The sequence below is a fragment of the Cellulomonas sp. WB94 genome, assembly GCF_003115775.1.
Taxonomy (GTDB): domain Bacteria; phylum Actinomycetota; class Actinomycetes; order Actinomycetales; family Cellulomonadaceae; genus Cellulomonas_A.
On sequence record NZ_QEES01000002.1, the window covers coordinates 2,035,950 to 2,052,492 of the forward strand.

The 16,543-nt window shown below is 74.6% G+C and carries 12 protein-coding genes; 4 read left to right on the top strand and 8 right to left on the bottom strand.

The window, feature by feature from the left end; translation table 11 throughout:
- Positions 1–78: 78 nt before the first annotated feature.
- Together DDP54_RS10550 and DDP54_RS18850 are read right to left on the bottom strand one after the other, a co-directional pair.
- The gene (locus DDP54_RS10550) at positions 79–807 is read right to left on the bottom strand and encodes a PspA/IM30 family protein (protein WP_109131698.1); all 729 of its coding nucleotides are present in this window, start codon (positions 805–807) and stop codon (positions 79–81) included.
- Positions 808–941: 134 nt separating this feature from the next.
- Positions 942–3,068, bottom strand: a complete 2,127-nt coding sequence (locus DDP54_RS18850; RefSeq protein WP_146192412.1) for a TPM domain-containing protein — start codon at positions 3,066–3,068, stop codon at positions 942–944.
- Positions 3,069–3,188: 120 nt separating this feature from the next.
- Between DDP54_RS18850 and DDP54_RS10560 the strand changes: the two genes are divergently transcribed.
- On the top strand, positions 3,189–3,968 hold the full coding sequence (locus tag DDP54_RS10560; RefSeq protein ID WP_242448335.1) for a type 1 glutamine amidotransferase: 780 nt from the start codon (positions 3,189–3,191) through the stop codon (positions 3,966–3,968).
- Positions 3,969–4,043: 75 nt separating this feature from the next.
- On the opposite strand, the gene DDP54_RS10565 is transcribed toward DDP54_RS10560, so the two are convergent.
- Both DDP54_RS10565 and DDP54_RS10570 read right to left on the bottom strand, forming a co-directional pair.
- Entirely contained in the window at positions 4,044–5,723 is a 1,680-nt protein-coding gene (locus tag DDP54_RS10565) for a DNA repair helicase XPB (RefSeq protein ID WP_109131700.1), read from the bottom strand.
- A complete protein-coding gene (locus DDP54_RS10570; protein ID WP_109131701.1) occupies positions 5,716–8,421 on the bottom strand; it encodes a helicase-associated domain-containing protein in 2,706 nt (901 codons plus the stop codon). The genes DDP54_RS10565 and DDP54_RS10570 overlap by 8 nt, the downstream gene beginning before the upstream one ends.
- A 126-nt stretch (positions 8,422–8,547) precedes the next feature.
- Between DDP54_RS10570 and DDP54_RS10575 the strand changes: the two genes are divergently transcribed.
- Genes DDP54_RS10575 through DDP54_RS10585 form a run of 3 tightly spaced genes read left to right on the top strand, consistent with a single transcriptional unit; the run spans position 8,548 to position 13,522 of the window.
- Positions 8,548–8,931 (top strand): cold shock domain-containing protein, encoded by a 384-nt coding sequence (locus DDP54_RS10575; RefSeq protein WP_109131702.1) that lies wholly within the window; start codon positions 8,548–8,550, stop codon positions 8,929–8,931.
- The gene (locus DDP54_RS10580) at positions 8,928–10,007 is read left to right on the top strand and encodes a DUF3027 domain-containing protein (protein ID WP_347338513.1); all 1,080 of its coding nucleotides are present in this window, start codon (positions 8,928–8,930) and stop codon (positions 10,005–10,007) included. The genes DDP54_RS10575 and DDP54_RS10580 overlap by 4 nt, the downstream gene beginning before the upstream one ends.
- Before the next feature lie 2 nt (positions 10,008–10,009).
- Positions 10,010–13,522 carry an ATP-binding protein gene (locus DDP54_RS10585; protein WP_109131704.1) on the top strand — a complete coding sequence of 1,171 codons (3,513 nt, stop codon included), beginning with the start codon at positions 10,010–10,012 and terminating at the stop codon, positions 13,520–13,522.
- Positions 13,523–13,554: 32 nt separating this feature from the next.
- Here the strand turns inward: DDP54_RS10585 and DDP54_RS10590 are convergent, their stop codons facing one another.
- From DDP54_RS10590 to flgL, 4 genes are all read right to left on the bottom strand, one after another.
- Positions 13,555–13,800: a DUF2530 domain-containing protein gene (locus DDP54_RS10590; RefSeq protein ID WP_109131705.1), complete on the bottom strand. Its 246-nt coding sequence runs from the start codon at positions 13,798–13,800 to the stop codon at positions 13,555–13,557.
- A gap of 71 nt (positions 13,801–13,871) precedes the next feature.
- Positions 13,872–15,095 carry an HDOD domain-containing protein gene (locus tag DDP54_RS10595; RefSeq protein ID WP_158274506.1) on the bottom strand — a complete coding sequence of 408 codons (1,224 nt, stop codon included), beginning with the start codon at positions 15,093–15,095 and terminating at the stop codon, positions 13,872–13,874.
- 120 nt (positions 15,096–15,215) lie between these two features.
- Positions 15,216–15,638 carry a flagellar assembly protein FliW gene (locus DDP54_RS10600; RefSeq protein ID WP_109131707.1) on the bottom strand — a complete coding sequence of 141 codons (423 nt, stop codon included), beginning with the start codon at positions 15,636–15,638 and terminating at the stop codon, positions 15,216–15,218.
- A complete protein-coding gene (gene flgL / locus DDP54_RS10605) occupies positions 15,635–16,540 on the bottom strand; it encodes a flagellar hook-associated protein FlgL (RefSeq protein ID WP_109131708.1) in 906 nt (301 codons plus the stop codon). Before flgL ends, DDP54_RS10600 begins: the two co-directional genes overlap by 4 nt.
- Positions 16,541–16,543: the final 3 nt, after the last annotated feature.

Genomic DNA, 16,543 nt, shown 5'->3' on the forward strand with positions numbered 1-16,543 from the left:
CACCCATTCTGCCCATCAACCCTGAGAGCTGCCTGGGTGCACGCTGCATGATCGCCCGGCGTCGGCCCGACGCGGTGGCTAGAGGGACGGCGCGGTGCCCTTCTTCAGGGCCGCGAGCCGCGCCTCGACCTCGAGGTTGGCACCCGAGCGGTCCAGCTCCTCGAACTGCGCGTCGATCGAGGACGCCGCGAGCTCCTGCTCGCCCGCGACCCGGGCCTCCTCGCGCCGCACCTTGTCCTCGAAGCGGGAGATCTCACTCGTCGGGTCGAGGACGTTGATCGAGCCCAGCGCGTCGTGCAGCTGGGACTGGGCCTGGGCGTTCTTCTGGCGGGCGACGAGCGAGTCGCGCTTGGTCTTGAGCTCCTCGAGCTTGACCTTGGACGACGACAGCCCAGCCTTGAGCTTCTCGACGACGTCGGACTGCGACGCGATGAGCGGCTCGGCGGTCGTGGCCTCGTCCTCCGCAGCGATCTGCTTGCCGAGCGCGACCTTGGCGAGGTTGTCGAACTTGTCGGCGCCCGTGACGTCACCCGAGGCGCGCAGCTCGTCGGCCTTCGCCGAGGCGGCCGCGGCCTTCTGGCCCCAGCTGCTTGCCGCCGACACGTCGTCCGCGTGGTCCTGCTGCGCGAGCCGGAGGTTGCCGATCGTCTGGGCGACCGCGTCCTCGGCCTCCGCGATGTTGTTGGTGTAGTCGCGGATGAGCTGGTCGATGAGCTTGGCGGGGTCCTCCGCGCGGTCGAGCAGGGAGTTGATGTTCGCCTTGGCGAGCTGGGTGATGCGACCCAGGATCGTCTGCTTCTCGGTCATCGTGCGTCCTCTCGTCGGGCGTACCGCCTGCTCGGTCGTCGAACGGACGGCTCGTGCTCCAGGGATGTCTTACCAGGTCGGGGCCCTGCGTGGGGCCCGTCGTGCGACGCTGCGTGATACGACTGCCGGTCCTCTCAGAAGCGGCCGCCCCCGCCCCGGCCGCCGCGCGACCCGCCGCCGAACCCGCCGCCGCCGCCCCGGCCGCTGCGCCCCCCGCCGCCGAACCCGCCGCCGCCGAAGCCCCCTCCGCGGAAGCCCCCGCCGCCGCGCAGCAGCTGGTCGATGAGGATGCCGCCGAGGATCAGCCCGGCCGACGAGCCGCCGCCACGGGGCGGTCCGCCGAACCCGCCGGGGCCGGAGCTGCGCTGCTCGTCCTCCCACCGCTGCACGTCCGCCTGCGCCAGCTGGCTCGCCTGCTCCGCGAGGCTCCCCGCCTGCTGGACCTGCGCGAGCGCGGCCACCGGGTCGGCCGGGAGCGTCACCTGCGCCTGCTGCGCGAGTCGCGCGGCCTCGGACAGCCGGGTGCGCGCCTCCGGCCCGACGGCGCCGCGCCGCGTCTCGATGTAGTCGGAGATCCCCCTGATCTGCGAGGTCACGCGACCCAGCAGGTCGGTGGCCTGGGCCTGGGCGCGCGCGCTCTGCTCGGCGTGCTCACGGAACGGGGCGAGGGTCGCGTCGAGCCGCGCCTCCGCGTCGCGCAGCGCGCTCAGAGCAGCGAGCGGGTCTCCGCCGGTCCGGGCCTGCTGGGCCGAGCTGACCGCCTGGCGGCCCGCGTCGGTCGCGGCGGACACGGCTGGCTCGGTGGGTGCGAGACGCGCGGCGTCCGCGAAGTCGCCGCTGATCGACGCGATCGCCGCCTCGAGATCCGCCCCGGCACGCGCGAGCTGCGCACCCGCACGGTCGATGGCGTCGAGCAAGGTCGCGGCCTGCGCGATGCCGGCCTCCGCGGCGCGCGCGGCGGCAACAGCGGCGGCCTTGTCGCCGCCGCCGAGCGCGGTGCGGCCGTGCGCGATCTGCTCGCGGGCCCCGGCGAGCAGCGACTCGGCGTGGTCGGGGTTGGCGCTCACGGACGCGAGGGCGGCCGGGGGGTACGTCGCCGCCAGGCCGGCGAGCGTCGTCCGAGCGGGTGCGACGCGCGCGGCGATCTCACCGGCGCGCCGCTCGTCGCCCGCGAGCACCTCGGGCGCGCGCGCCTGCAGGTCGCGCAGCTTCTCGAACTCCTCCGAGTGTGCGTCGAGGGATGCGGAGACCGCGGCGCACGTGTCGACGATCGCGAGCATCATCCGGCGCGCCTCGGGCTCGGACTCGGGCGTGCTGTCGTCGAGCTCCTGGCGCAGCCGGAACGCCGCGGAGACCTGGGTCTTGGCCTCGGCGAGCGCCGCACTGAACTGGGTCGTGGCCTCGAGGCCGAACTGGGCCTGCGCGAAGCCGAGCTCCTGCTCGGACGACGTGATCGCGTCGTCGATCGCGACGAGGGCGGAGCTCGCGCGCGTGTTCAGCTGCGCCGTGGGCAGCGCATCGAGGCCGTCGGGGCGTCCGCGCCGCGCAGAATCGGGCGCCGCCACGACGCCCGCGCCGGCGCGCCGACGGGTCATCGCCCAGATGACGAGGCCACCGAACACGACGACGAGGAAGACCACGAGCACGACGAGCAGGCCCGAGGTCGACGAGCTGCTGGGCGCCGACGAACCGCCGCCGGTCGTCGACCCACCCGTGCCCGAGCCGCCCGTGCCAGTGCCGCTTGCGGCTGCGAGCAGGCCGTCCGCCGCGGCGATGACGGCGCCCGACCAGTCCTCTGCGCTGAGCCGCGGCTCGATGAGGTCGGTCCGCAGGTTCCGGATCTGGGCGTCGGTCAGCTGGGACTGGTCCGCGACCGACAGCCCGTAGCTCCGCTCGGTGACCGCCACGGCCAGCAGCACGTCCTCGGTGCCGAGGCCGGACGCGATCGCCGTGTCGTCCGCCCAGGACGAGCCGGACGCCCCCGAGAAGTCGTCGACGAACACGACGTACAGGTCGTAGACCGAGCCGTTCTTCAGGGCGTCGAGGTGGGTCGTGACCTCCGCCGTGGACGAGCCGAGCGCGCCCACCTGGTCGGTGATCCGGTCGTTGACATGGAACGGGGCGACCGCCGGGACCAGCGCGACGGCGGGGACCGCGAGCGCGCCGACCACGCCCAGGACGCTCAGTGCGGCGACGGCGCCGAGCAGCCGGGCCGCCCTGCGGGAACGGGTGCGGCACAGGGCGAGCAGTCGTCGGGTCACGGTCCGATCCTTGACCCCTCCGGCCGTCGGTGCAACGGACCCGATGTCCGCCCGGCGCGAAGTGCGCGCCCACGACCTGCAGGTTTCGGGCTCCTCGGTACCTCGGAGTACCGTCTCCGCGTGACCTTTGAGACTTCCCCCGTGCCCGCCACCCCGGGCCCTCGCGTCGTGACCGTCGTCCAGCAGGACGCCAACGTCCCGCTGGACATGTTCGAGGAGTGGCTGGACGGGGTCGAGCTCCGCACGATCCACACGTATGCGGGCGAGGAGGTCCCGGTCGACCCGACCGAGGTCGGCGACGGCCTCATCGTGCTCGGCGGGGAGATGAGCGCGGTGGACGACGTCGTCGCGCCCTGGCTGCCCGCGACGCGCAACCTGCTGGCCGCGGCGTCCGCGTCCGGTGTGCCGACGCTCGCGATCTGTCTCGGCGCGCAGATGTTAGCGCTCGCCCGCGGGGGGCGGCTGCAGGTCGCGGCGCCTCCCGGGATCGAGGCCGGCGTCATCGACGTGCAGTGGCGTCCCGAGGCGGTCGGCGACGTGCTGCTCGGCGGGCTGCTCGACCTGACGGTCGCCGAGGAGCGGCGCAGCACCCCGATGCCGAGCATGCACGCGGACGCGGTCGTCGACCTGCCGCGCGGTGCGACCTGGCTCGCGTCGTCGGCGATGTACCCGTACCAGGCGTTCCGGATCGGGTCGGCCTGGGGCGTTCAGTTCCACCCCGAGGCGGGCACCGAGCTGCTCGCGACATGGGCGGACGGGGACGACACCGTCGACACGGCCGAGGTCCGCGACGCGTACGCGAGCCGTGCCGACCAGCTCGGGGACGCGGGGCGCCGGATCGCGCAGGCGTTCGTGGACCTGGTCAATGAGAGCGCGGTCACTGGCGCGGCGCTCGTCTGAGCGTCCAGCCCGAGCCGGGCAGCCGTCGCGGCGACCCCTGCGGCCCCGCCCGCCGGCCCCGCCCGCCCGGCTCGCTCAGTCGGTGACGAGGTCCTCGGCGTCGACGATCGTGTACGCGTAGCCCTGCTCCGCGAGGAACCGCTGGCGGTGCGCCGCGAAGTCCTGGTCGACCGTGTCCCGCGCGACCACCGCGTAGAAGTGCGCCGTCCGGCCGTCGCCCTTGGGCCGCAGGAGCCGACCGAGGCGCTGCGCCTCCTCCTGGCGTGACCCGAACGACCCCGACACCTGGATCGCGACCGAGGCCTCCGGCAGGTCGATCGAGAAGTTCGCGACCTTGCTCACGACGAGCTTGGTGATCTCGCCGGTCCGGAACGCGTCGTACAGCCGCTGACGCTCGGGGACCGTCGTCGACCCCGTGATGAGGTCGGCGTTCAGGTGGGCGGCGAGCTCCTCGAGCTGGTCGATGTACTGCCCGATGACCAGGGTCGGCTCGCCCTCGTGCTTCGCGACGAGCTGCTCGACGACGTGATTCTTGCCCGGTGCCGTCGCCGCGAGCCGGTAGCGGTCCTCGGGCTCGGCGGTCGCGTAGATCATGCGGTCCCGCTCGGGCATCGTGAGGCGGACCTCGACGCAGTCGGCCGGCGCGATGTAGCCCTGGGCCTCGATGTCCTTCCAGGGGGCGTCGAACCGCTTGGGGCCGATGAGGCTGAACACCTCGTCCTCACGACCGTCCTCGCGCACGAGCGTCGCGGTCAGGCCGAGCCGGCGCCGGGCCTGCAGGTCGGCGGTCATGCGGAAGATCGGCGCGGGCAGCAGGTGGACCTCGTCGTAGATGACCAGGCCCCAGTCGCGGGCGTCGAGCAGCTCGAGGTGCGTGTAGACGCCCTTCCGCTTGGTCGTCATCACCTGGTACGTCGCGATCGTGACCGGACGGACCTCCTTGCGGGCACCCGAGTACTCGCCGATCTCGTCGTCGGTCAGCGATGTCCGCTTGAGCAGCTCGTCGCGCCACTGCCGCGCGCTCACGGTGTTGGTGACGAGGATGAGCGTCGTCGTCTGCGATCGGGCCATCGCCCCCGCGCCCACGAGCGTCTTGCCGGCGCCGCAGGGCAGCACGATGACGCCCGAGCCGCCGTGCCAGAAGCCCTCGATCGCCTGGTTCTGGTACGGGCGCAGGTCCCAGGGGCGCGGCTCGCCGTCCTTGTCGGGGTTCGAGGCGCCCGCGGTGTCGAGCGAGATCGCGTGGGCCTCTCCGTCGACGTAGCCCGCGAGGTCCTCGGCGGGCCAGCCGAGCTTGAGCAGCACCTGCTTGAGGTGGCCGCGCTCGCTCGGGTGCACGATCACGTCGGTGTCGTCGAGGCGCGCACCGAGCAGGCCGGCGCTGCGCTTGGACCGCATGACCTCCATGAGGACGGCCTTGTCGAGCGCGTGCAGGACCAGCCCGTGCACCGGGTCCTGGACGAGCTGCAGGCGCCCGTACCGCGACATCGTCTCGGCGATGTCGATGAGGAGCGCGTGCGGGACGGGGTACCGCGAGTGCTCGAGCAGCACGCTGACGACCTGCTCGGCGTCGTGGCCCGCGGCGCGCGCGTTCCACAGCCCCAGCGGGGTCAGCCGATAGGTGTGGACGTGCTCGGGGGCCCGTTCGAGCTCGGCGAACGGCGCGATCGCGCGCCGGCAGGCCTCCGCCTGGTCGTGGTCGACCTCGAGCAGGAGCGTCTTGTCGCTCTGCACGATCAGCGGGCCGTCAGTCATGCGTCTCCTCGGTGGGGTCCAGCGGGTCCGGCTCGACCCGGGCGACGGACGCGATGCGGTGCACCGCGACGGTCAGCTCGGAGTCACGCGCGGGGTCGAGCGCTCGCAGTCGCCCGGCCTCGAGCCGGAGCGGACGTACGCGCCGTCGCTGCGGGACACCATGGGCGTCCACGAGCTCGAGCCACACGTCAGTGCGGTCCTCGACGGCCTCGCGTAGCAGTCCCAACGCCGCGACGGGGTCTGCTGTTCCGCCGGACGTCGGGGAGGTCGAGCGGCGTGCGGGTGCGCGGTGGCCGGCGCCGCCGCCGGAGCCCCCACCAGCGGTCCGTGCGCGGCCGTCGACGGGCGCGGCCACGTCACGGCCCGCGTCGTCGCCGCCGGCTCCCGAGCCGATGGCGTCCCCGGCGGCCGCACCGGTGCGGGCTGCCCGGGCGGCAGTCGCGGCGGCGTCGGCCTCGTCCGCCCGGGTGCGTGCGGCGACCCGGTGCGCCTCACGGTCGGCGAGCTGCGCCTCCAGGTCCGCCTGCTGCGCGAGCTCGGCCCGCCGCAGCTCGGGGACGAGGGCGGCGACCCGTGCTGCGCGGGCGACAGCGCTCTGGGCCGCGTCGTCGGGCGGCGTGACGAGGCCCCGCCGCGGCCGGCGCGTGACGCGGCGGATCACCCGCTCGGCGTGCACGATCTGCCCGTCCGGGCCCTCGGCGACGGGGGCGAGCCCGCGCTCCCGCAGGGCCGCGAGCAGCTCGCGGGTCGAGACCTGGGCAGCCAGGACGGTCGGGGCCAGGCGCACGAGGCCGAGGGCCGCGAGCCGGGGGTCCTCGACGAGGCCCGCGAGGAGCGCAGGGTCCTCGGCACGCACGTAGCTCGACGCGGCGCCGGCCCGCAGCCGGCCGTGCCTGCGCGCGGCGTCCCGCACGAGGTAGTCGAGCGGCTGGGGGATGCCGCCCCGGGAGTGCGCGGCCAGGTCGGCGAGCAGCTCGTCGGCGGTCGTCCCGGCGTCGAGCGCCGCGCGCACGCTCTCGGGCGTGAACCGGACGGTCAGGGCGCCGCCGCGGGACTCGACCCGGGCGGCGCGCTCGATGAGCGCCTCGAGCTCGGGGGAGGGGCGGCCCGGGACGACCCCGGTGAGGTCGCCCTGCAGCAGGATCTCGTCGACCGCGTCCGCGAGCCCCGCGCGCAGCGCCGCGGCCACGTCGTCCGCATCCGGCTGCGCGTGCGCCCCCACGGCAGCGGAGGTCGCCGGGCGTGCCCGCCGGCCGGTCCGAGAGCTCGCGGTCGTGGCGATCTCGTCGAGCGGACGCAGGTCCGGGAGCAGCGCGCGACCCGCAGGGGACAGTGCACCCGCGGCCACGACCCCGAGGAACCCGGCCTCGTGGAGCGTCGCCGCGACCGCCGCGGCCGGCGGGAGGGCGCGCGGTGTCCGCCAGGCGAGCTGCTCGCTGACCTGCGCGACCGTGAGCGCTGCTCCCGGCTCGGCGTCTGCGAGCACGCCGAGCACCGACGCGCGCAGGCGGGGTGCCCACGGCCGGGTCAGCTCGGGGTCGAGCGCGGCCCGCACGGTCCCGCGGTCGTCCCGGGTGCCGACCATCCAGGCGGTCCGGGTCGTCGTGAGCCACGTCCGGGCGAGCAGCGCCCACCGGACGGACAGCTCGGCCGTCAGCCAGTCGTCCACCGCGAGCGTCGGCGCGAACGACGGGACCTCCTCGCGGTCGTCGGCCACGAGGCCCGCGGCGCCGGCGAGCTCGACGACGAACGCCGTGTCGGCCTCCTCCGTCTCGAGCTGCGCTGCGAGCTTGCGCAGCTCACGCACACCCAGCCCGCCCGTCCGCAGGACCGGAGCCGGCTCGATCTCCCAGGTCCGCACGAGCGAGGCGACGAGCCGGACCGTGCGCTGCGCGGCCATGGCGGACTCGCCGGCGACGAGCTCGAGCGGGTGGCGCACGTCGGCCGGGGCCGCGGGCGGTCGGTGCAGCTCGGCGTGCGTCCGGCCCGAACGCAGCGTCAGCGCGACCTCACGCGGGAGCAGCACGTGGCGGGAGTCGCCGGGGATCAGCAGCCCGTGCGTCAGGAGCCACTGCACGGCGTCCCGCGCGGGGGTGCGCGGCGCGGGCAGCAGGCCGACCGGCGGACCCCACATGAGCGCGTCGAGGACCTGACGGGCGCCGGGAGGAGCGTCGGCGAGGGCGTCGTCCAGAACGAGCGGTGCGGGCTGGGCCGGGGTGGCCCCGGAGCCTCGCGCGGCCGACGCCGGTCCGCCCGCGACGGTGCCGACCGGCGGGAGCCCGGCGGGATACGGACCGAGCAGCTCGGCGAGACCGGGTGCGGCGAGCAGCCCCCGGCCCGCGGTGGAGCCGGTGACCGGCTCGTCGTCCAGCCGCACGAGCAGGAGGCTGACCGCGCGAGCGAGCGCGGCGTCGACGAGCTCGCGGTCGGCGTCCGAGCTGGCTCCGACCGCCCGAGCGACGCTGTCGGCCGTGAGCGGGACGTCGTCGTCGTGCAGCGCGACCACCGCCTCGACGACCTGCAGCACGACCGCGTCCACGCTGCCGAGCGCGCGCTCGAGGCTCGCCCGGCTGGTGGCCCGCGCCGCGAGCGAGGACAGCGTGGAAGGTGACGGGGAGGCCAGGTCAGGGCGGCGCAGCAGCAGCGCGACGAGCTCGTCGTCGCTGCGACTGCGCAGGTCCTCGCTGAAAGTGGCCATCCGCACAACGATACGTGCGCGGGGTGGCGGGTCGGGACCGCGCGCGACCACGCGGAGCACCCGCGCCGGGTAGCCTTGACTGGTACGACGTGCACCGTCACATCCATCGACACATCTGGGGTTGCAGTGCCCACCGGCAAGGTCAAGTGGTTCGACACCGAGCGCGGCTTCGGATTCATCGCCAGCGACGAGGGTGACGAGGTGTTCCTGCATGCGTCCGCGCTGCCGGCCGGAGCAGCCCCGCCGAAGCCCGGCGCGAAGGTCGAGTTCGGCGTCGCCGACGGTCGCCGCGGTCCGCAGGCCCTGGCCGTCAAGATCCTCGACCCGGTCCCGTCGGTCGCGAAGGCTGCGCGAAAGCCGGCCGACGACATGGTGATCATCGTCGAGGACCTCATCAAGGTGCTCGACAAGGTCGGCAACGACCTGCGCCGCGGCCGCTACCCGGAGAAGGCCCAGGGCGAGAAGTACGCGTCGCTCCTGCGCGCTGTCGCCGAGAGCTTCGAGGCGTGAGCGTGGCAGCCGCGACGAAGGACGCCGTCCTCACCTCCGCCGTCGACCTCGCGCGTCAGTTCGCGGTCGAGCTCGCCGAGCACCCGTCCGACGTCGGGGAGTACCTCGGCGCGGTCGCCGACGGCGAACGGCTCGTCTCGCACCGGTTCGCGTGCGCCGCGACCGGCTACCAGGGCTGGCAGTGGACCGTCACTGTCGCTCGCGTCCCGCGCGGTCGCATCGCCACGGTGTGCGAGGCCGTGCTGCTCCCCGGGGACGGCGCGATCCTCGCGCCCGAGTGGCTCCCGTGGTCCGAGCGGCTGCGTCCCGGCGACATCGGTCCGGGCGACGTCGTGCCGTTCCGCGCCGACGACCCGCGCCTCGAGCCGGGCTGGACGCCCACCGGGGACGACGAGCTGGACTCCGTGGCGATCGAGGAGCTCGCGCTCGCACGGGTCCGCATCCTGTCGCGCGACGGCCGCGACGCCGCCGCCACGCGCTGGTACACCGGCTCGCAGGGGCCGACGTCGGCCGGTGCGCTTGCGGCCGCCGACGCCTGCATGAGCTGCGGGTTCCTCGTCCCGCTGCAGGGGGCGCTCGGGACCGTCTTCGGCGTGTGCGCCAACGAGTGGTCGCCCGACGACGGTCGCGTCGTGAGCCTCGACCACGGCTGCGGCGCCCACTCCGAGACCGACACCGAGCCGCACGCGAGCGACTGGCCCGAGTCGAGCGCCGCGATCGACGACCTCGACATCGAGCTGGTGTCGCTCGGGTCGCCCGCGAACGCTGTCCCGGCCGAGGATGCAGCGGCCGGCGACGTCGCCGTCGTCGAGGCGCCCGTGGACGAGGCGCCCGTGGCGGAGGCTCTTGCTGACGAGGTGCCCGTCGTCGAGGCACCCGTGGAGGACGTTCCTGTTGGTGAGGCGCCTGCTGATGAGGTGCCCGCCGTCGAGGCACCTGTGGACGACGTGCCCGTGGACGACGTGCCCGTCGATGAGGCTCCTGCTGACGAGGCTTCTGCTGACGAGGCCTCTGCGGACGAGGCCCCGGCAGCTGACGCGCCGACCGACGACGAGTCGGCCGGGACGAGCCAGTAGCCATGACCCGTGACGCCTTCGGGACGGCGGCTCTTCGAGCGGCCGTCCTGGGGGCGTGGCGTGCCTCGCCCGCCCGGCTGCGCGAGGACGCCAACACCGAGGAGGACCATGCTCGCGGGTACTACCGCGACCGGGTGCTCGTCGAGCTGGCCCAGAACGCCGCGGACGCGGCCACCCGTGCCGGCGTGCCCGGACGGCTGCTGCTGAGGCTCGCGTCGACACCTGACGGCGAGGTGCTCATCGCGGCCAACACCGGCGAACCCCTCGACGACGCGGGGGTCGCGTCCCTCGCGTCGATGCGTGCGTCGGCCAAGCGCGACGACGGACCAGCCACGCCCGGGATCAGCACGCCCCACGGCCACGCCGGCCTGGGGGTCGTCGGACGGTTCGGGGTCGGGTTCGCGGCCGTGCGGGCAGTGGCGGACGAGGTGTCCGTGCTCTCGACGTCGGGCGGGGTGCGGTTCTCCCTCGCCGACACCCAGGAGATGCTCGCCCGGGCGTCCGAGGAGAGTCCCGCCCTGGCCGACGAGGTGCGCCGACGCGACGGTTCGCTGCCCGCGCTTCGCCTGCCGCTGCCTGCCGAGGGCACACCGCCGACGGGCTACGACACGGCCGTCGTCCTCGAGCTGCGCGACGAGGTCGCCGCCGACGAGGTGCGGACGCTGCTCGCCCAAGTCGGTGACCCGATGCTGCTCGCACTGCCCGGTCTCGTGGAGATCGTGGTCGAGGACGACACGGCCGAGCTCCCGGTCCGGCGCGTCGCGGACGTCGCCGAGCGCTGGCGCATCGCCTCCGCGCACGGCGAGCTCGACCTGGCGCTGCTCGCGGACCGACCCGTCGAGGAGCGGGGTTCGCGCGCCTGGCGCGTGACCTGGGCCGTCCCGCGCGCCGCCGACGGCTCGGCCGGCCGGGCCGTGAGCCCCGACGACTACTGGTCGGCCGCGTCCAACGACCCGGCGCACGCACCGCGGGCCTCCTGGCAACGCGTCGTGCACGCGCCGACCCCGACCGACGAGCCGTGCAGCGTGCCCGCCCTGCTCGTCGCGACCCTGCCGCTCGACCCGACGCGGCGGCACGTGGCCGCCGGCTCCCTCACCGACGCCGTCCTCGACCATGCGGCCCGCGTGTACGCACGGCTCGCCGTCTCGGTCGCGGTGGACGGCGGCGACCCGCTCGACCTCGTGCCCACGGGGCTGCCGGCCGGCGCGCTCGACGGTGCGCTGCGCGAGCGGATCGTGGAACGCCTCGCGTGCACCGCGCTCCTCGCCCCGGCCGCGCCGACCCCCGAGCGCGAGCCCGGTCGGGCGGACGCGGAGAACCCGGTCTTCCGCACCGGGACCGGCGCGTTCGACCCGGCGAACCCCCTGCCGGACGACGAGTCGGACGGAGCGGGTCGGATCGACGTGTCCGGCGCCGCGGAGATCGGCCAGGTCGACCCCGACTCGCTCGTCGAGCCGCGGCGCGCGGTCGCCGTCGTCGGGGCCATCGGACGCGATCCCGTGGCGGTCGGTGCCCTCGCTCTGCGCGCGTCGGGCCTCGTGCGGCTCGCGCCCGGGACCGAGGCGGCCGCGCGCACCCTCGGCGTCGAGCTGCGCGAGCTGGCCGACCTTGTCGAAGAGCTCCCCGCGATGCACTCCGGGCCGCCCGAGGAGTGGCGTGACCTGTACGCCGCGCTCGAGCCCGCGGCGACCGACGCGTCGGTGCGCGAGGCCCTGGGGTCGCTGCCCGTGCCGCTCGCAGACGGGCGGATGGTCCGGGGACCGCGCGGCCTGGTGCAGCTGCCCGCCGAGGATGTCGACGCCGCACAGAGTGACGCCGATGGGAGCGACTCCGATGGTCGCGCCACCGATCGTGACGGCACCGAGCCCGGCCCGGACGCGTCGGCGGCCGGCGGCTGGACGGGCACCGGCGTCCTGGACGTCCTGGCGCGGTGGGGACTGCGTGTCGTGCACCCCGCGGCCCAGCACCCGCTGCTCACCCAGCTCGGTGCCGAGGAGGTCGACGCGGCCGGGCTCCTGCGGCACGCGGCCGTGCGCCAGGCGGTGCTCGACCAGGCCGACGACGACGACCTCGAGGTCGCGCGCGACGTGACCGAGGCGGTGCTCACGCTCGTCCGGCATGCCCTGGGGGAGCGGAACCGGGCGGGGGAGCGCACGCCGTGCGACGTCGTCGACCGCGACACCGCAGGGTGGCTCGGGCTGCTCACGCTCACCGCCGCCGACGGCGAACCGACCCCCGCGAACGGTCTCGTGCTCACCGGCTCGGTCGCGGCGCGGCTCCTCGACCCGCGGGTCCTCGCACCTGTCGAGATCGCGACGATCGAGCGCTGGGGTGCCGACGTTCTCGTCGCTGCGGGCGTCCGGGACGACCTCGTGGCCGTCCGCGTCACGGACGTGGTCGCGGACTCTGACCAGCTCGACGACGAGGGCAACGGGGCGAGTGCGATCGCGGCGCAGTCGCTCGACGGCTGGCCGGAGTACGTGGCCGAGCTGTCCCGCGCGCTCGGGCGCGGCGCGTACGTGCCGGAGGTCGTCGCCGTCGCCGACCTCGACGCGGTCGACGCGGACGCGTGGGCCGAGGTCCTCGACCGGCTCGCGAGCCAGCCGGCGCTCCGACGCGCCCTCCTCGACCCTGTCCGGGCGGAAGGTCAGAGCGGCCGCGAGGCGCCGTCGTACGCGGCCTGGTGGCTCCGTGCCCGCGCGGGGATCGGTCTCGACCACCCGTTCGCGACCGCCGAGGCCGACGAGGCCGTGAGCCGCCTGCTGCCCGCCGCCCCCGAGTCGGTGCGCCCGCTCGACAGCCAGGTCCAGCGCGCGCTCGGCGGCGTGACGACCCTGACCTCGCTCGATGCGGCCGCCTGGGCGCGGGTGCTCGCGGGGCTCGGGCCTGCCGGGTCGCCCGTCGACCTCGCGCTCGCCACGGCGCTGTGGCGCGCATGGGCCGCGCTCGCGGCGGACGTGGATCGGGACGGCGGTGGGCCCGGGGACGACGTCGAGCTCGTGCCGGCGCTCGTCGACGAGCGTCGGGTCGTCGTCGTGCACGCCGACGACGCCGCGGTCGCGGACGCCCCGATGTGGCTCCAGCGCACGGACGTGGCGGCGCTCGTCCCCGCACCGCCGGCGATCGCGGCGGCTCTGGCCGCGCTGCTCGACGTGCCGCTCGCCTCGGAGCTCGCGGAGGGTGCGGTCGACGACAACGTGGACGGTCCGCGCGAGGCCGACCTCGTCCCGACACCCGAGGGGGTGCTCGCGCTGCTGCCCGACGCGCCGCTCACGTGGGTCGAGCACGAGACCCTGCACGTCGACGGGACGCCCGTCGACTGGTGGGTCGAGGGTGCCGGGGTGGACGCCGTCGTGCACGCGACACAGCTCGCCGGGCTGGCCCGCGGGCTCGCGCAGGCCGCCGGGCGCTGGGTGGACCGGCATGCGGTCGAGGTCGTCCTGTCCGAGCCTCAGCGTGCCGAGGACCTGGCCGTCGAGATGGCCCTCGACCCGGTGGCCGGGCAGGGGTCCTGAGCTGCTGCAGCTCCTGACGGCCTAGGTGGGCGTCAGCGCCAGCCGCGTCGGTGCACCATGCCGAGCCCGATGAACCCGAGCACCACGCCGGCCGCACACGTCCAGACGGCGGTCCCGGGGACCCGCCCGCCGAAGAACCACAAGATCCACACCAGCACGCCGACGACGGCCCACACCACGATGCCGAAGCGAACCAGCGGGCGCAGGCTGACGGCGAGCGGCTCGGGGGACGGCTTGCACTGCTCCGGGTGGCGCAGGACGTCGATCAGTGAGGGCACGCGGACAGGCTACGTGCTCGCTGCGGCGATGCAGGTCAGAACGGCATGGCGGAACGGCACGGCCGGACGGCTCAGTACCGTGAGCTGACCGAGAGCGACGACGCCGTGGCGAGCGCCTCAGGCACGGCGCTGAGGTACACGTGGGCGACGTCGTACGGTTCGTACCCCGTCGACCGGACGCCGTCGAGGTCGTTCTCCTCGTGCGCGAGCACAGCCGCCAGGACCGGCCCGTACGGGCCGCTCTGGTTGAGCAGGGCGTTCGCGACGTCGGTGGACACCCCGGTGCGGGCCACGAGCTCGGTGGGGGCGATGCCCAGCTGGGACGCGACCGAGGACAGCAGACCGACCGTGTAGCCGGCGTCCTCGCCGCTGATGCCCTTGCAGGCCAGCGCCCGGGTGAGGATCGCCCACAGGGCCCCGATGGACGTGGGCCGGGCGTCGATGAGCGAGGCCATCGCGAGCGCGGCGATCTGCTGCGGTCCGACCAGGACGACCGCCTGCTGGACCGAGTCGATCTCGCGGCGCAGCGCGTAGCTGCTCGAGTTGACCAGGTGCAGGACGCGCATCGCGAGCTCGGGGTCCGAGCTGACGACCCGGACCACGGCCGCCTGGTCGACGTGCGGCTGGCTGAGCAGCTGCATGAGCTCGAGGCACTGCAGCTCGCCCGCGCTGAACTCGCGGCCGCTGGGCGCAGTCTCGCGCTGGAACATCGGACCCTGGAGCAGGTCGGCGCCGAGCTGGCGGGCGAGGTGGATCCGGTCACGCGTGTCGGCGCGCTCGGCGATGACTGTGCCACCGGCGTCGTGCGCCCGGTCGATGAGGATCGCGATGTCGTCCGGCGTGCGCGAGACGTCGACCTTGACGAGGTCCGTGAGCGGGAGGAGTGCGTCCTGCGGCCCGGTGCCCCGGTAGTTGGCGAGCGCGATCCGCAGGCCGCGGTCGCGCGCGGCGGACACGAGCCCGGTGGCGTCGTCGCGCTGCGCGAGCGCGGGCGGGATCTCGAGCACGATGCCGTGGGGGGAGTCCGGGGCCACGAGGTCGCCGGACAGCAGGCGGCTCGTGGCGCGCAGCAGGATCGGTCGGTCGCCCGCGAGCAGCGCGACGTCGAGCCGCGAGTACTCGATGTCGACGAGGTGCTCGACCTCGGGCTCAGGGAACATCCCGCCGACGCCGTCGAGGACGTTCACGCGGATCGCGTAGCCGTACACGCTGCGGTCGGGGTGCACGACCGGCTGCCGCAGGATCGCGATCTCGCTCGCGCGGGCTGAGGCGTTTCGGTCGTTCAGCAGGCTCATCAGCCAGCTCTCCCCGGGGTCGGTCATCGATGTCCCCCGGCCTATCGGTCGCGGTGTCCTGTCGTTGAGCGATTGGCGGTGTGCTGGTCGCCCGGGTCAGCCGCGGGCGGTTCGCCCGGGTCAGCCCAGCGGTGCGCGCAGCGGCAGGTCGCCGTCGAGGACCGTCTGGACGGCCTGACCGGTCGCGGGGTCGAGCACGAGGGGAGCGAGCAGGTTGGCGGTCGGCGCGCTGCCATCCTCGCCGGGGCGGACGACGACGAGCGTCGCGACCGAGCCCTCACCGACGCCGATGCTGTCGCGCACGTCGGAGCGGACGGTCGGCGCGTAGTCGGGGAAGAACGCGCCCGGAGTGACGACGAAGAGCCGGATCGACTGCTCGTCCTCCGGGAGGCTGCGCAGCGCGTAGAGCACCCCGATGTCGTCGAGCGAGGTCAGCGAGAAGTCCGCGTGCCCCGGCAGGCCCGGCAGCGGGTCGACGAGGTGCAGCGCCCGCGGCAGGGCGGGCGTCGGGGTCGGCTCGGTCACGGCGGCTGCGGCGTTCATCTGAGGAAGTCCAGCAGAGTCGGCTGCAGAACCTTGGCTGCCGCGCCGAGGGCGCCCTGATAGGCGGTCTGCTGCGCCTGCAGCTGGAGGATCGTCTCGGCGAGGTCGATGTCCTCGATCCCGGACAGCTGGGCCTTGGTGGTCAGCTGTGTCGACTTGAGCTCGGTCTGCGCGGTGAGGACCTGGCCATGCCGGGCTCCGACGCCGGCGAGCTGCGTCAGCATCTTCTCCATGCGGGTGTCGATGGCACCGAGGGACGCGGTCGCATCGCCGCCCGCTCGGAGCGTCGTCGAGATGGTGTCAAGGAGCGCGAACACCGAGGTGTCGCCGGCGGCGTCGTCCCCGAATGCCACCGCGCCGTCGGCGTCGACCCGGACGGTCGTCGTGGCGTTGATGCGGCGGTCGACGGTGCCGGCTGCGGTCCCGGTCCACGCGTACCGACCTGTCACAGCGTCCTTGGTGAACGCGGTGCCTGCATCGGAGGTCCCCGCGAACACGTTGCGGCCGAGAAAGGTCGTGTTGGCCTGCGCCAGGAGCGTGTCGCGCACTCCGTCGATCTCGGTAGCCAGAGCCTCGCGTGAGCTTGTGCCGAGGGCGCCGTTGCCACCCTGGACAGTGAGGTCGCGAGCCCGTCGCAGGGCGGACAGGGACGACTGCAGCGCGGTGTCGACGGTGGTGAGCCACGAGCCGCCGTCGTCGGCGTTGCGCACGTACTGCGTCTGCGTGCGGAGCTCGCCGCGCAGGCGCAGCACGTCGGACGCGGCGGCCGGGTCGTCGGACGGCACCGTGATCTTCTTGCCGCTCGACATCTTCGCCTGCATGCCCGCCATCGTGGACAGGTTGAGCTGCAGGTTGGCCAGGGTCGAGCGCTGGACCGTCTGCTGGGTCACTCGGCTGATCACGGT

Excerpts from the sequence above, each read along its gene's own strand:
- DDP54_RS10550 (WP_109131698.1), bottom strand. The coding sequence starts at position 807 with ATGACCGAGAAGCAGACGATCCTGGGTCGCATCACCCAGCTCGCCAAG.
- DDP54_RS10565 (WP_109131700.1), bottom strand. The coding sequence starts at position 5,723 with ATGACTGACGGCCCGCTGATCGTGCAGAGCGACAAGACGCTCCTGCTC.
- DDP54_RS10570 (WP_109131701.1), bottom strand. The coding sequence starts at position 8,421 with ATGGCCACTTTCAGCGAGGACCTGCGCAGTCGCAGCGACGACGAGCTC.
- DDP54_RS10585 (WP_109131704.1), top strand. The coding sequence starts at position 10,010 with ATGACCCGTGACGCCTTCGGGACGGCGGCTCTTCGAGCGGCCGTCCTG.
- DDP54_RS10595 (WP_158274506.1), bottom strand. The coding sequence starts at position 15,095 with ATGAGCCTGCTGAACGACCGAAACGCCTCAGCCCGCGCGAGCGAGATC.
- DDP54_RS10600 (WP_109131707.1), bottom strand. The coding sequence starts at position 15,638 with ATGAACGCCGCAGCCGCCGTGACCGAGCCGACCCCGACGCCCGCCCTG.